The sequence below is a fragment of the Advenella incenata genome, from assembly GCF_004217095.1.
GTDB lineage: Bacteria > Pseudomonadota > Gammaproteobacteria > Burkholderiales > Burkholderiaceae_B > Advenella > Advenella incenata.
In genome coordinates, this window is the sequence record NZ_SHKO01000001.1 from 2,157,850 (window position 1) to 2,171,319 (window position 13,470).

General features: G+C 55.0%; 13 protein-coding genes. 9 read left to right on the top strand and 4 right to left on the bottom strand.

Annotated elements, in window-relative coordinates; translation table 11 throughout:
• Positions 1-219: 219 nt before the first annotated feature.
• Positions 220-552, bottom strand: coding sequence for a DHCW motif cupin fold protein (locus tag EV681_RS09755; protein WP_128394286.1), 333 nt, complete (start codon positions 550-552; stop codon positions 220-222).
• 241 nt (positions 553-793) lie between these two features.
• Positions 794-1,003, bottom strand: a complete 210-nt coding sequence (locus EV681_RS09760) for a hypothetical protein (RefSeq protein ID WP_130303822.1) — start codon at positions 1,001-1,003, stop codon at positions 794-796.
• A gap of 552 nt (positions 1,004-1,555) precedes the next feature.
• Between EV681_RS09760 and EV681_RS09765 the strand changes: the two genes are divergently transcribed.
• From EV681_RS09765 to greB, 9 genes are all read left to right on the top strand, one after another.
• Positions 1,556-1,999: a hypothetical protein gene (locus EV681_RS09765; protein WP_128394284.1), complete on the top strand. Its 444-nt coding sequence runs from the start codon at positions 1,556-1,558 to the stop codon at positions 1,997-1,999.
• 4 nt (positions 2,000-2,003) lie between these two features.
• Positions 2,004-2,630: an OmpA family protein gene (locus tag EV681_RS09770; RefSeq protein ID WP_242612184.1), complete on the top strand. Its 627-nt coding sequence runs from the start codon at positions 2,004-2,006 to the stop codon at positions 2,628-2,630.
• Positions 2,631-3,372: 742 nt separating this feature from the next.
• The gene (locus EV681_RS09775) at positions 3,373-4,605 is read left to right on the top strand and encodes a lipoprotein-releasing ABC transporter permease subunit (RefSeq protein ID WP_242612226.1); all 1,233 of its coding nucleotides are present in this window, start codon (positions 3,373-3,375) and stop codon (positions 4,603-4,605) included.
• Positions 4,598-5,308, top strand: coding sequence for a lipoprotein-releasing ABC transporter ATP-binding protein LolD (gene lolD, locus EV681_RS09780; RefSeq protein WP_128394283.1), 711 nt, complete (start codon positions 4,598-4,600; stop codon positions 5,306-5,308). The genes EV681_RS09775 and lolD overlap by 8 nt, the downstream gene beginning before the upstream one ends.
• Positions 5,309-5,353: 45 nt before the next feature.
• The gene (locus tag EV681_RS09785; RefSeq protein WP_130303823.1) at positions 5,354-6,154 is read left to right on the top strand and encodes a TatD family hydrolase; all 801 of its coding nucleotides are present in this window, start codon (positions 5,354-5,356) and stop codon (positions 6,152-6,154) included.
• Between the two features lie 647 nt (positions 6,155-6,801).
• Positions 6,802-9,147: a DNA internalization-related competence protein ComEC/Rec2 gene (locus EV681_RS09790; protein ID WP_165392995.1), complete on the top strand. Its 2,346-nt coding sequence runs from the start codon at positions 6,802-6,804 to the stop codon at positions 9,145-9,147.
• A 136-nt stretch (positions 9,148-9,283) separates the two neighbouring features.
• Complete coding sequence (locus tag EV681_RS09795) at positions 9,284-10,207, top strand: alpha/beta fold hydrolase (RefSeq protein ID WP_130303825.1); 924 nt, start codon at positions 9,284-9,286, stop codon at positions 10,205-10,207.
• A gap of 214 nt (positions 10,208-10,421) precedes the next feature.
• Positions 10,422-11,270: a 3',5'-nucleoside bisphosphate phosphatase gene (locus tag EV681_RS09800; protein WP_128394279.1), complete on the top strand. Its 849-nt coding sequence runs from the start codon at positions 10,422-10,424 to the stop codon at positions 11,268-11,270.
• 4 nt (positions 11,271-11,274) lie between these two features.
• Positions 11,275-11,832 (top strand): transcription elongation factor GreB, encoded by a 558-nt coding sequence (gene greB / locus EV681_RS09805; RefSeq protein ID WP_128394278.1) that lies wholly within the window; start codon positions 11,275-11,277, stop codon positions 11,830-11,832.
• Here greB and EV681_RS09810 read toward each other — a convergent pair.
• Positions 11,813-12,670: a 23S rRNA (adenine(2030)-N(6))-methyltransferase RlmJ gene (locus EV681_RS09810; RefSeq protein ID WP_130303826.1), complete on the bottom strand. Its 858-nt coding sequence runs from the start codon at positions 12,668-12,670 to the stop codon at positions 11,813-11,815. The genes greB and EV681_RS09810 overlap by 20 nt on opposite strands.
• Before the next feature lie 11 nt (positions 12,671-12,681).
• Positions 12,682-13,443 carry a glycerophosphodiester phosphodiesterase gene (gene ugpQ, locus EV681_RS09815; protein WP_130303827.1) on the bottom strand — a complete coding sequence of 254 codons (762 nt, stop codon included), beginning with the start codon at positions 13,441-13,443 and terminating at the stop codon, positions 12,682-12,684.
• Between the last annotated feature and the right edge of the window lie 27 nt (positions 13,444-13,470).

Sequence of the window (13,470 nt, forward strand, 5' to 3'; positions counted from 1 at the left end):
CAAGGCGAGCAGAGCATTCTGTGTTGTTGCATCATGATGGTGGGCAGTCAAATCATACCATTGCAGCCCATTGTGGTACGGTGATGTTGCCAGGCAATTTAAGTGGTCATCAAAAGCGCTCATCCGTTCTTTGTGTCCAGTGCCTTTTGTGATCAGACTACAAAAAAGCGGGCAGGGGCGCCGATCCGGCGCGCAATGGAAGATGGTATTTTTATACTGTCAGTCCACAATAAACAGTTTGACGCCGGTACGCGTGAACGAGCGATGGGCTGCATCGCCAAAATCCGAGACCTGATAGCTCATGCCCGCCGTGAGCATGAATGTGCGTCCATCTTTCAATTGTGATTCCAGTTCGCCTTCAAGTACATACAGGATATGCCCGCGGTCGCACCAATGGTCTGCCAGATACCCGGGGGTATATTCGACCATACGCACGCGAATGTCGCCAATATTGAGCGTGCGCCACAATGCCTTGCCTTGCTCGCCCGGATGTTCGGTAGCTGGTAATTTTTCCCAATCGGTAACGGTAAAGGCCAGGGCAGGTATCTTCAAAGTAAACCTTTGCACGAAAAGAGTTGTATGCCTGCAATTATAGCCCGGCCATTGCATTTTTTATCAAACAAAAGTGACCAGGATGGCTTCCATGACAAGACGGTCAATGGCGCCATCTTATTGCTGCGTTCGGACAGCTGCCGGCTTCAGAGTCATAGCTGGCAGAGCCAGGTTGTCAAACGGGCACGCCCCATGGGTCTGCTCAAAAGCGCCGTACTCTTATAAAACCCGTGGGCGGCTTCTAATGGAAATGCTGATTGGCAACGTAACGCCGCATCCGCGACATATTCAGAAAATCAATGTCCTGTCGATGCCGTTGCCTTTCTACCATTGCAATAAATTGTTCGGCTTCGTTGTCGCGCAACGTACGACTGTCACCATTTTGATAATGAAACTTAACGCCGGGATGGCCGTATTCATAAAGTACGCTTACAGAATGAATGTGGTTCATAGAGACCTCCAGATGAACTGATATAAGCGCGGCGGTACATTGTAGATTTTGGTCGCCGTCACTTATATGGGATCACCCATAGACCTATAGTATTCATATGAGGTCACTGCCGGAATAATCAAGAGCAGCGCGGGCGGGGGGCAATTTCGTTTCCGGTTGGTCAACGGTACCCCATATGTCATTTACTCATCAGCAATTTGATTTGATTGCCAGAGCGTTGTGCCACTTGACTGGGCATCGGGCTCGGTAGTGATAGTAAAAAAATTGTTTGCGAAAAAATTAATCACAAGTGAAATAGGCATCGAGATCAAGGTGAATGCGCTTGGGTGGTCCGCCAAAGTGGGTTGTATACAAATGTAATAATTGTCACTCTGTTGCCATATCGGTATATGGGAATAGTCGGATTAATATAATCGGCCTATTGGTAATGGCGATGTCTTGCCGCCTACCTTTCATGCTGGAAATTTCCCGATATCCTGATCCACCAGACTGACCAACGAGGACTAAAATTAGATGAAACTTCGCACTACCATCACTACGCTGTCTGTGCTTATGGCAGCCGCATTTCCTTTGTCTTCTTTTTCACAGACCGCAGCGCCGGACGCCAAGCAAAGTTCTCTGGCAAGCGGTCTGGTGTCCGATGGCGGCGTATCGGCAGAGCTGACTTCGGTAGTAAAAACGGGTAATCGCGTGACGGTCAAAGTGCGCTTCATGGAAACGGACCCGGAAGCAAACAAGATCAGTGTGGTGTATTCGCGGCTGGATAAATCAGCGTATGAAAATGATTTTTACCTTCTGGCTGGAGATAAAAAGTATCTATTGTTGAAGGATTCCGCAGGCAAGCCATTGGCTCCCGAAAAACTGGTGTTGGCTGGAAAGGGGAAATTACGCGGCATTTGGTACGGCACTTTTCCCGCACCGCCAGCAGGCGAAAGCCTGATGTTATTCCTGCCGAATATCGAGCCGCTTGGCCCGTTCTCCATCGCGGATGAATGAACCAATGCAGCGCGGTTATCTTACCCGTGTGGCACGGTTATCCTCGATGCTGCTGGCGCTAGGGCTGCCAGGCCTGGCGATCGCGCAAACCGCTATTGATCGTGACCAGTACGTTCTGGATCTGGTGCCTCAGGTACTCGATTTGCAGGCCACTTCCTCTGATTTACAGATAGCTTCATCTGATTTGAACGCGGCAACCAGCGACTTGTCCGAGAACGCGAAAAAGCTTATTGAAGCAAATGGCCGCATCACCGTGCGCAAAGCCAATGGCGGCACCATTCTGTCTGTTGCCAGTGATATTCTGTTTGCATTCGATAGCGCAAACTTGTCACCCAAGGCTCAGGCAACACTGAAGGATATCAGCGCCATCATCAATGACAGCCAGGTGAAGGAGGTCAAAGTGATCGGTCATACGGATGCCAGGGGTACAGACGCCTACAATCAGAAACTGTCCAGGGCCCGAGCGCAATCGGTAGCAGCGTTCCTTGTACAGGAGGGAGTGGCGCAATCGCGGATCAGGTCGCAGGGGCGTGGAGAAGCCGAACCCGTGGCCGAAAATGAACTCAACGGCAAGGATAATCCGCCAGGACGTGCGAAAAACCGGCGGGTTGAATTCGTTCTGCCCAAGTAGGTGTATTCCGTCCTGAGCCGCTGCGCCTGTGATATCTATTCTTTTGTTGCGATCTACCCCAGGATGTTCATTTGTTTTTATACGAATCACGCTGAGCATCCTGCGGGTTTTTCGTTCAGGCACCACGCCATGTTCACCATGTTCGCCATTTGTGCCGCTGCGTCGACATGACAGCGATTACGGATGGCGGATTTTTTCTGCACAATATTTCATTAGTCATTTTTTGTTGAGCGCAGCGTTTGGCGTTTTTTTTGCATGTTGCTGACGCCGAACAAGAGCGCGGCCGCGGACAAAGCGCAGCTCGGCCAGCATAACGGCGATCGCCGATTATCCGACATTACCTGATATACAGAAGGGCTGTAGCAGCCCGAAGTAGCGGTCCTGAGTGCGCTGGCCGGAGCTGCGATCGGTGCTGCCAGGGGCGCAGTTCGTATTACAGGGTAACGGGTATCGGTATGGGGATTGCAAATTGCACGGAACAAAATACACTGAAATACAATCTTATGGAGGAGTCTGGGCTTGCCTGTCAGCCATAGGGGTTTTCAGATATCATCGGGGGCTTGATCTCTTTCAGTTGCGCCCGCCGTTGAAGGCCGGATCTGCTGCTTATGCAGTAAGCGCCTGATAGATAAACGAAATTTTCTTTTAATTCGGTTGTTCCATACTGGAATGCTACTCTTTGTAAAGAACAATATACGTGAAAATACCTTTTGAATTATGGATTGGTGCCCGGTACGCCGGCCTGACACGCACGCGTGGGCGGGGCAGAAAAGGCGACCGGTTTGTTTCTTTTATCGCAGGCACCTCCATGGTCGGGATTGCATTGGGCGTTGCCGCGCTGATTATCGTGCTTTCGGTCATGAACGGTTTCCAGGTTGATGTGCGCGATCGCATGTTATCGGTGCTGCCGCATATCCAATTGGTCGTTCCCAATGAAGATCCGGTCGCGGTTACGGATAACTGGCAGAAGCTGGCCGAGCAGGCCAAGCAGAATCCGCAAGTAGAGGGCGCCTCGGCCTTTGTCGCAGCGGGCGGCATGCTGGCGCGGGGCGATGTACTCAAAGGAGTGGAGATTCGCGGCATCGATCCGAAAAACGAAGGCAACGTTTCGGAATTACCCCAGCAAATGATCAATGGCTCGCTCGACAGCCTTGAACCGGGCAGTTTCAGATTGGTGATCGGCAGCAACCTGGCTCAGTATATGGGCGTGACGGTTGGCGATACGCTGTTGCTCATGACGCCACAGGGTTCAATCAATCCCTCGGGCTTTTCGCCCCGCATGCGTCAATTCACCGTATCCGGTATTTTCTCGTCCGGCCATTACGAATATGATTCGAATATGGCCTTTATTGCCGTCAAGGATGCGGCCGTGTTGTTTCGCGATGTCGGATCTGCCGGGGTTCGGCTGAAAATACAAGACATGATCAATGCCCCCGAAGTGGCCACGCAATTGACCAATTCACTGCCGCCAGGCGTCGTGGCGCGTGACTGGACCATGGATAACCGAACCTGGTTTGCTGCGGTCAAAACCGAAAAACGCATGATGTTCCTGATCCTGGTTCTGATAGTCGCGGTCGCTGCATTCAACCTGTTATCGTCCCTGGTGATGGCGGTCAAGGACAAGCAGTCGGACATTGCGATTTTGCGCACGCTGGGCGTCAGCCCCTTTCAGATCGGCAAAATCTTTCTGGTACAGGGCTCGCTGATCGGCTTTATCGGAACCTTCCTGGGCGTGTTGTGCGGCTGTCTGGTTGCCTACAATATAGATGTAGTGATTCCTTTTATTGAGCGATTGTTCGGTATCCATTTCCTGGATCCCAGCATTTACTTTGTCAGTACGTTGCCATCGCACCCCGAAGTGGACGACATCGGTCTGATCGGCATCACCTCGCTGGTGCTGTCGTTGCTGGCTACTATTTACCCAAGCTGGCGGGCTTCCCGCTTGCAACCTGCAGAGGTGCTGCGTCATGATTAAGCCGGAAAATGTCCCCATGCAGCAGGGTTCCTATGCCCTGGAATCGCGCGATGTGGTCAAATACTATGAAGATGCCAATGCGCGCCTGGATATTCTAAAGGGTGTATCGTTGCAGGTGTCTGCGGGCGAAATGGTTGCCATCATCGGCGCATCAGGCTCGGGAAAAAGCACCTTGCTGCATATGCTGGGGTTGTTGGACAAACCGACCTCAGGCCAGATTCTGATCAATGGACAGCAGACCCATGCGCTGCCTGAAAAGGCCATCAGCCGTATTCGCAACGAAAGCCTGGGCTTTGTCTATCAGTTTCATCATCTGCTCAATGAATTCAATGCGCTGGATAATGTGGCCATGCCATTGATCGTGCGACGAATGGATCGCAAGCAGGCACGGTCCCAGGCTGAGGCCGTACTTGAACGTGTAGGTCTCAAAGAGCGGATCCATCATACGCCAGGACAATTGTCGGGCGGTGAACGTCAGCGTGTGGCATTGGCGCGAGCCCTGGTGACGCGACCGGTGTGTGTGCTGGCCGATGAGCCGACAGGGAATTTGGATCGTGAAACGGCTGCCAGCATGTTTGCCTTGCTCAAGCAGATGAACTCAGAATTCAGAACGGCGTTTGTCATTGTGACTCACGACGCCAAACTGGCGTCACTGGCCGACCGGCAACTATTGATGGAACGGGGCGTATTGCAGGCAGCCTAATCGCGCGCAGCGCACTGCCATGCCCTGCAGCGCGAAGGAGAGAGCATGTTCATAGATACACATTGTCATCTCGACGCATCCGAATTTAATGACGATCGCAATGCGGTTATAGCGCGTGCAGACCACGCCGGTGTCAGGCGGATCGTTATCCCCGCCATCGGGCGCAGCAATTTTTCCACGGTTCGGCAATTGGCTCACTCTTTTGCTGGTGGCTATTACGCGCTTGGCATTCATCCTTTATTCGTTGCGCAGGCGGCGAACGAAGATCTGGATGTCCTGGCGCAGGAAATAGAGCGGTCCCTGTCTGATCCGCGATTTGTCGCCATCGGTGAAATCGGCCTGGATTTTTTCGTCAAGGAGATTGCCCAGGGACCGCCGCGTGAACGCCAGGAGTATTTCTACCAGCAACAGCTCAGACTGGCGCGCGAGTACGATTTGCCCGTGCTGCTGCATGTGCGTCGCTCTCAGGATATTATTTTGAAGTACCTGCGTCGCTACCCGGGCATCGGCGGTATTGCCCATGCCTTCAATGGCAGTGATCAGCAGGCTGATCATTTTGTTGGCCTGGGGTTTGCCTTGGGCTTTGGTGGCGCTATGACGTTTACCCGCGCGCATCAGATCCGTCGGCTGGCCTGCCGCGTACCGCTGGCCAATATCGTGCTGGAAACCGACGCTCCGGATATTCCCCCGGCCTGGCTGCACGAGGATCGCCCTCGCAATACGCCGGAGCAGATTCCTGCCATCGCCCAGGTGCTGGCTCACTTGCGTAACCTGTCAGTCGATGAGATTGCCCAGGCAACTGGTGCAACTTCATCGAAGGTTCTGCCGCGATTGGCCACAGCCTGATATTCAAAAAAAGGCGGGCCTGGCCAATGTCGGGCTGCCGCCGTACGCCGCCGTTTGCCACAATGGCAAAGGCCGGACTGCTTCCTGGCGGTACGCATGGCACTCAACCTATTCTAGTTGGCGCTTGTTGTATTGCCTGATTGATAAATCGGTCACGGCCATCTTGCAGTGCAGGGCGGGCAGGTGAACAATGTCAGTAGCAAGATTGTTGATCCTGACCCGGCCTTATGCATGCGCGCGCGACGCTTCCCGTTTTTCATCGTTCACTTCCTGAGTGCGCTACTGAGTTTTCTCCTGCGCGTGACGGGTTACCGGCAAGCGCTCCGGATCCGGTTGCGCAGCCATTGCGTATACCCGCATTTGTATGGATTTGCAGCGTTGCGTTGGGCATTGCTATTGTGCAATGGTGCCCGGTGCTGCCTGCGTTACGTCTGTTGATTCCGCTATGGCTGGCCTGCCTGTGTCTCTGGTGGCTGTCGAAGGCGTCAGTGCAGGCATCATTAAATGGGGGCCGAACACAACAAAATTGGCTATTGAAGCGGGTGTGGGCAGCGACCCGGGCAGCACGAGGCAACGCCCCGCATCGCACAGCTAGCCACACAGATAGCAGCGCAATTAGCCACACAGATACACGCGCTTGGCGGTTCATGCCAATCCTCATCCGGGTCGCATTGCTACTCAGTGTGCTGGGCCTGTGCCTGGTCAGTGGTATGCTGTATTCAGTCTGGCGGGCGCAATGGCGCCTGGCAGATAGCCTTGATCTGCGACTGGAAAATCGTCCGTTGTCGGTGCAGGTGCAAGTGACCGGGTTGCCGCGTGATCTGATCAACGGATGGGCATTCGAGGCGCGTATTGTCGCGGGTGCGCTTGCGCAGCGCGTGCCTGAACGGGTGCTGCTGCGCTGGTATACGGGCGCGCGCAGCGGACCATTTACACCACCGCAACGGCCGGCAGCAGGTTTGCCCGACCTGCGTCCGGGACAGATATGGCAAATGACGGTAAAGCTCAAACGCAATCATGCACTACGCAATTTTCATGGATTCGATTACGATGCCTTTCTATTTGCTGCAGGTGTGCGCGCCAGCGGCACGGTCATCGGTTCCGCACGCCTGCTGCGTGATGAAATCTGCAGCGCATGGCGACCCTGTATTGAACGGGCTCGGTTCGTTCTGCGCCGCGCATTGAACCAGGTCCTGCAGGATAAGCGCTACGGTGCGGTGATTATCGCACTTGTCATGGGAGACCAGAACGGCATAAGCAACGAGGATTGGCAGGTTTTCAATCTCACTGGCATTACACATCTGGTGTCTATCAGCGGCTCGCATATTACCATGCTGGCTGCTCTGGGCAGTCTGGGGGTGTTTCGGCTGTGGCGACGGCTGCGTCTTCAAGGCAAGCAACTGGCTGAACGCAGACCGGCCCAGATCGTGGCCGCCAGTGGGGGGCTGCTGGTGGCAGCCACCTATTCAGTACTGGCAGGGTGGGGCGTCCCGGCGCAGCGTACCTTCATGATGCTTGCACTATTGTGGCTGTCTGTCATTTGGCGGGCCCGTATAAAAAGTACAACCCTGCTTTCCCTCGCAGCCTTGTGCATACTGTTGCTGGATCCGTGGGCAGTGCTGTCTATCGGATTCTGCCTGTCCTTCGCTGCTATTGCCAGTCTGATGTTGTGGGGATACCGTAGCAAACAACACGTGTCGGCAACGCCAGGTCTGGTGGGCAGGGGTTTGCAGCGCTTGTGGGACGTCGCAAAAATGCAGCTATTCATGAGTGTTGCCTTGGCGCCTTTGCTCATAGGCCTATTTCAACAGTATGCTTTTGTGTCGCCGCTGGTCAATGCCTTTGCTATTCCGGTTATCGGTGGATTGGTTACGCCGCTGGCGCTGCTGCTGGCCGTGTTCTGCGCTACCGGCTTGTGGCCATCAGCGGCCGGCTGGCTGGCCGATGGCGTGCATCGGCTGCTTGAGACTGTGCTAGCTGGGGCGCGTGTGTTAGCTGGCATCGAATGGGCGACGCTCGATTTTCCTGCGGTACCTGGCCACTGGATTGGTCTGGGTATGCTGGGGCTGTTGGTGTTCGTTCTGCCCAAGGGCGTTCCTGGGCGTGGGCTCGGTTTGATCTTGCTGATCCCTGTATTGTTTTTTCGACCACCCCGGCCATTGGCGGGAGACTGGTTTATGACCGTGCTGGATGTCGGGCAGGGCGCTGCGGTGCTGGTCAGTACGCAGCAGCATCACCTGCTGTTTGATACTGGTCTGCGCGGCAGTGTCGTTAACGATAGCGGCAACCTGGTTATCGTTCCTTATCTGCGGGCAGCGGGCATTCATGCGCTGGACGAGTTGATCATTTCCCATTCCGATCTTGACCATGTCGGCGGAGCGGGCAGTGTGTTGCAGCAAATAAATGTGAAACACGCCTATGCCTCGTTTGCACTTAATCGCTACCTGGAACACGAACAGGATGCCCTGCAGCGAAATCTTCTTGTGAAAAACCCGCAAGCGACCTTTGATTTTTGCCGGCGAGATGTGAGCTTTGAATACGATGGTGTTCAATTTCGTTTCTATCATCCTTTCGAAATCAAGGGGATGCCCGCCAAGGCGGATAACGATCACAGTTGTGTCTTGCGGATACAGGGCAGGCATCATTCCGCGTTATTGACCGGCGATATCGGCGCTGCTGTTGAAGCCCGGTTGCTGCAGGCGCCATCGCCCATTCCCGCGAGTGATGTGATCATGGCGCCGCACCACGGCTCTGCAAGTTCATCGTCGATGGCGCTGGTTCAGGCCATGCGGCCGACCCTCGCGTTTGCCCAGGCAGGGTATTTGAATCGTTATGGGCATCCGGCCAGCAATGTGGCGGCACGTTGGCGCGCTACCGCGCAGCTGTATCTGGATACCATCGACGCCGGCGCGATTCAGATCCGATCCGGCGCTACTGGTTTATGGGTAAATTGCGCAAGGGCATCGCGGCAACGTTATTGGGATGGCTTTTAGCTTATGATAAACAGGCCCAGGCACGCCTATGCCGGCGACAGATATTTCTGTAGCAATGCGCTTGAGTTTATGCGCCCACACTTCAGGATACGTTGTCTTGCATCCCGATTAACGCTATGCCATTCAAGGAGTTTTTATGCAATCGCCCCGTTTGAATTTCGTCAACTGCATGAGTCCTGCCGGTATTCATCGCATGGCCTATCGGGAATGGGGCGATCCGGCCAACGGGCGGGTGCTGTTATGCGTGCACGGGCTTTCGCGCAATGGCAATGACTTCGATGAAGTGGCCAAGGCCATGTCCGACGAGTATCGTGTGGTCTGCCCGGATATCGCCGGACGCGGCGCATCCGATTTCCTGGCCAATCCTGCCAGCTACGTCGTGCCTCAGTATGTCTCGGACATCACCACGTTGCTGGCAAGGTTGCAGCCGCAATCGCTCGACTGGCTGGGCACGTCCATGGGCGGCCTGATCGCATTGGCTTTTTCCGCCGTGGTCGGCGCCAAGCACGCGGCCATAGCAGCGACGGGCAATAGCGCATTGCCCAAGACCACCGGCCTGTCCCTGGGCAAGCTGATCCTGAATGATGTCGGGCCGGCGATCGAGCTGGCCTCTATCGAGCGGATCGCTGGCTATGTCGGCCTTCCTCTGCAATTTGACTCATTCGAGGCTGCGGTCAACCATATGAAAACCAATGCGGCCTCTTTCGGTCCGCTAAGCGATGAGCAGTGGGTGGCGTTTACCAAGGCGGCCATGGTGCAAAAAGGGCAGGTCTGGACTCAGCACTATGACCTGGCGATCGCCCAGGCCTTTGCGAGCCTGAAAGACGAAAAAATGCTCAAAGCCGGCGAAGCCATGCTGTGGCGGGCTTTTGACGCATTGCAATGCCCGATTCTGTTGATACGAGGCGAGCGTTCCGATTTGTTAAGCAAAACGACAGCGGAGCAAATGCAGGCGCGCAATAAGCACCTGCAAATGATCGAAATCCCCGAAACCGGCCATGCGCCTTCATTATTGCCGCAGCCACAGGTACATGCCGTGCGCCAGTTTCTGCTGTCCTGAGCCGCGGCGGGGACAGCTTGGCGTCAGAAAACCATCCAAAAGCTGTCTTTGCAGGGCAGAGGGCGTAAAATGTCAGCAGGATGACCGCTTTTATACAGACGTTTTTGCAGGGCGCCTGTCTTGAACAGTCGTTCGCAACAATCCGGCTTCGACCACCCGGTTTATGTGGGTTGCCGGATGACATAGAACACCAATTAGCATGACAGGAAGGGCCATGACAGAGTCGCTCGCATTTAAGGCAGATTTGCACTGCCACTCTACCGCATCGGACGGCGTATTGGCGCCTGCCGAAGTAGCAGCGCGCGCACACGCCAATGGCGTGACCCTATGGAGCCTGACTGACCACGATGAAATCAGCGGGATTGCGCCAGCCAGGCAAGCCGCCCAGTCGCTGGGCATGCAATTTGTTTCGGGCATTGAAATCTCGGTGAGCTGGGCCGAACGCACCTTGCATGTGGTCGGACTCAATATCGATATTGAAAACACCCGGCTCAACCAGGGGCTTGAGCAGATTCGGCGAGATCGCGAGATCCGTGCCCATCAGATGGCAGACAAGCTGGCTGAACTGGGTATTGCCGGATCTTATGACGGTGCCCTCAGTTATGCCGGAAACCCGAACTTGCTAAGCCGAACCCATTTTGCACGCTATCTGGTTGAGCAGGAATACTGCAAAAGTATGCAGGAAGTATTCGATCGCTATCTGGCCGATGGCAAGCCGGCCTACGTGGCCGGAGAATGGGCCGGGCTGGATGAGGCGCTCGATTGGATCCATGCGGCCGGTGGCATCGCTGTCATTGCACACCCCGGTCGTTATAAATATTCACGCCGGGAGTTTACGACGCTGTTTCGCACGTTCAAGCTGATGGGGGGCAAGGGGATCGAAGTGGTCACCGGTTCACATACGCCCGATCAGTACCACCAGTACGCCAATGTGGCACGCCAGTATGGTTTTCTGGCGTCCTGCGGATCCGATTTTCATAGCCCCAAGGAAAGCCGCATGGACCTGGGCAGATTGCCCCCCATGCCCAGCGACCTTATTCCCGTGTGGAAAGCATTCAACTGAAATTATGAATAAAGCATTTGTCAAGGAAAAGGACGACGACGACGAGGACGATCAGAGTCCCGAGGCCGTTGCCCTGCCGCCAGGCACCCGCAATTACATGACGCGTGATGGCTACACTATGCTGCGCAATGAATTGACGCATCTGATGAATGAAGAGCGACCAGAGATGGTCCAGGTCGTGTCATGGGCCGCCTCAAACGGGGATCGCTCTGAAAACGGCGATTATCACTATGGTAAGAAACGATTGCGCGAAATTGATCGCCGGATTCGTTTTCTGACCAAGCGGCTGGAGATGGCCGAAGTGGTGGATCCAGGCAAGCAGCCTGATCGCGACCGTGTATTTTTTGGCGCCCAGGTGCTCTATTGCGATGAACTGGGCGAAGAGTTTCGAATCACCATTGTCGGCGTTGACGAAGCCGAGCCTCTGCAGGGGAAAATCAGCTGGATTTCACCGGTCGCCCGGGCGCTGCTCAAGGCCCAGGAAGGCGACACGGTCACATTACGCACGCCTTCAGGTGTCAAACAACTGGAAGTGCTGGAAATTATTTATCCTGATGAGTAAGTGAAAACTGCGCCTGATCGTCCTGTGCCAGCTGTTTTTCCAGTACGGGCATGGCCTCGCGCAGTGCCGTGACCAGGGTATACGGTGGGTTGACGACAAACATGGCGCTGCCATACAGGCCATAGCCGTTTTCCGGTGGCCTTTTTACCGCCAGGCGCACGTGCACCCAGCTGGCGTCGCTGATCTTTTCCAGCTGCTTTTGCATATCGTGCACTTCTTTGCGCCGCACCAATGGGTACCAGACCGCAAAGCAGCCAGTCGCAAATTTCTTCAGACCTTCCCTGACAGCTGTCAGGGTATGGCGGTAGTCATTCTTGTCTTCGTAGGATGGATCAATCAGGATAATGCCGCGCCGAGGGGCGGGTGGCAGTTGCGAGAGCAGGCCGGTGAACCCGTCTTTTTCAAAGACGCTGACCTGTCTTGCCACATCCCGCGACTGCATCTGTATATTTTCATCCAGATGCGTGATTTCAGTGGGATGCAGTTCGAACAGGCGCAGCCTGTCCGCTGGGCGCATCAACTGCAATGCGATCCATGGCGAGCCAGGATAGACACTCAGGCCGCCCTGATCATTGAGCTGTCGTACATGGTCGATGTAGTCGGCCAGCAGTGCGGGTAACTGGGGCAAGTGCCACAGCCGCTCGATGCCGTCGCGAAACTCGGCGGTTTTCTCCGCCCATGCATCGGTCAGATCATAGACGCCGGCACCGGCATGCGTGTCAATAACCCAGTAGGGCGCGTCCTTGCGATTGTAATAATCGAGGATATGCAACAGGACTGCGTGTTTGAGCACGTCGGCATGATTGCCGGCGTGAAAGGCGTGACGATAACTGAACATGTGGCAGTACTTTAATAGGCGCCGAGATCGGCAGGAATGCGGACGAGTTCGTCCGTGAAAATGGCATCGCAGCCCCAGGCAAGTAGCTGTTTGGCCCGACGGTAATCATTGACGGTATAGGCGCACACTTTGTAGCCTGTGGCGTGGATCCGCGCGATGGTTGGTTCGTCCAGATATTTCTGATTCAGATTGATGGCATGGCAGCCCAGTGATTCGAGCGTGCTTTCAAAATCTTCGGGCAGGGTGTCGATCAGGAACGCCCTAGGTACATCGGCAGCATCGCGTGCAAATGCAGCCAACGCCTCGCGTGAAAAGGACGAAACCAGCGGAGCGACGCCGCCATTGGCCCACAATTGCGTAACGGCCTGTGCCACTGCGGAGCCGGTTTGCGCTTCACGGCCAGGGCACGGTTTGATTTCGATATTGCAAAGCAGGCCGTTTTCCAGAATGAAGCGGGCAAACTGGCTGAAGGTCGGCAATGGCTCGCCGGCGTACCAGGCCGAATGCCAGCTTCCCATATCCAGCTGGCCCAGCGCTTTGAAGGTCATGTCGGCTGCTGCGCCGGTGCCGTCTGAGGTACGATCCACTGTGTCATCGTGCAGCACGATCAATACGTCGTCGCCGCTGAGCTTGACGTCGAACTCCGACATGATAAAGCCATGGTCGTAGCCGCAGCGCAGGCCGGCAAGCGTGTTTTCAGGGGCAATGCAGCCGCCGCCACGATGTGCAATAACGGCGGGGTACGGCCAGGATACAGGGGATTTTGAAGACATGCAGGCACCAGGGGTCGTGAAATAAGG

Bases quoted from the DNA above. Each gene is read 5' to 3' on its own strand.
- EV681_RS09800 (WP_128394279.1), top strand. From the start codon at position 10,422: ATGACAGAGTCGCTCGCATTTAAGGCAGATTTGCACTGCCACTCTACC.
- EV681_RS09790 (WP_165392995.1), top strand. From the start codon at position 6,802: ATGCCAATCCTCATCCGGGTCGCATTGCTACTCAGTGTGCTGGGCCTG.
- lolD (WP_128394283.1), top strand. From the start codon at position 4,598: ATGATTAAGCCGGAAAATGTCCCCATGCAGCAGGGTTCCTATGCCCTG.
- EV681_RS09795 (WP_130303825.1), top strand. From the start codon at position 9,284: ATGCAATCGCCCCGTTTGAATTTCGTCAACTGCATGAGTCCTGCCGGT.
- EV681_RS09760 (WP_130303822.1), bottom strand. From the start codon at position 1,003: ATGAACCACATTCATTCTGTAAGCGTACTTTATGAATACGGCCATCCC.
- EV681_RS09810 (WP_130303826.1), bottom strand. From the start codon at position 12,670: ATGTTCAGTTATCGTCACGCCTTTCACGCCGGCAATCATGCCGACGTG.
- greB (WP_128394278.1), top strand. From the start codon at position 11,275: ATGAATAAAGCATTTGTCAAGGAAAAGGACGACGACGACGAGGACGAT.
- EV681_RS09785 (WP_130303823.1), top strand. From the start codon at position 5,354: ATGTTCATAGATACACATTGTCATCTCGACGCATCCGAATTTAATGAC.
- ugpQ (WP_130303827.1), bottom strand. From the start codon at position 13,443: ATGTCTTCAAAATCCCCTGTATCCTGGCCGTACCCCGCCGTTATTGCA.
- EV681_RS09765 (WP_128394284.1), top strand. From the start codon at position 1,556: ATGGCAGCCGCATTTCCTTTGTCTTCTTTTTCACAGACCGCAGCGCCG.
- EV681_RS09770 (WP_242612184.1), top strand. From the start codon at position 2,004: ATGCAGCGCGGTTATCTTACCCGTGTGGCACGGTTATCCTCGATGCTG.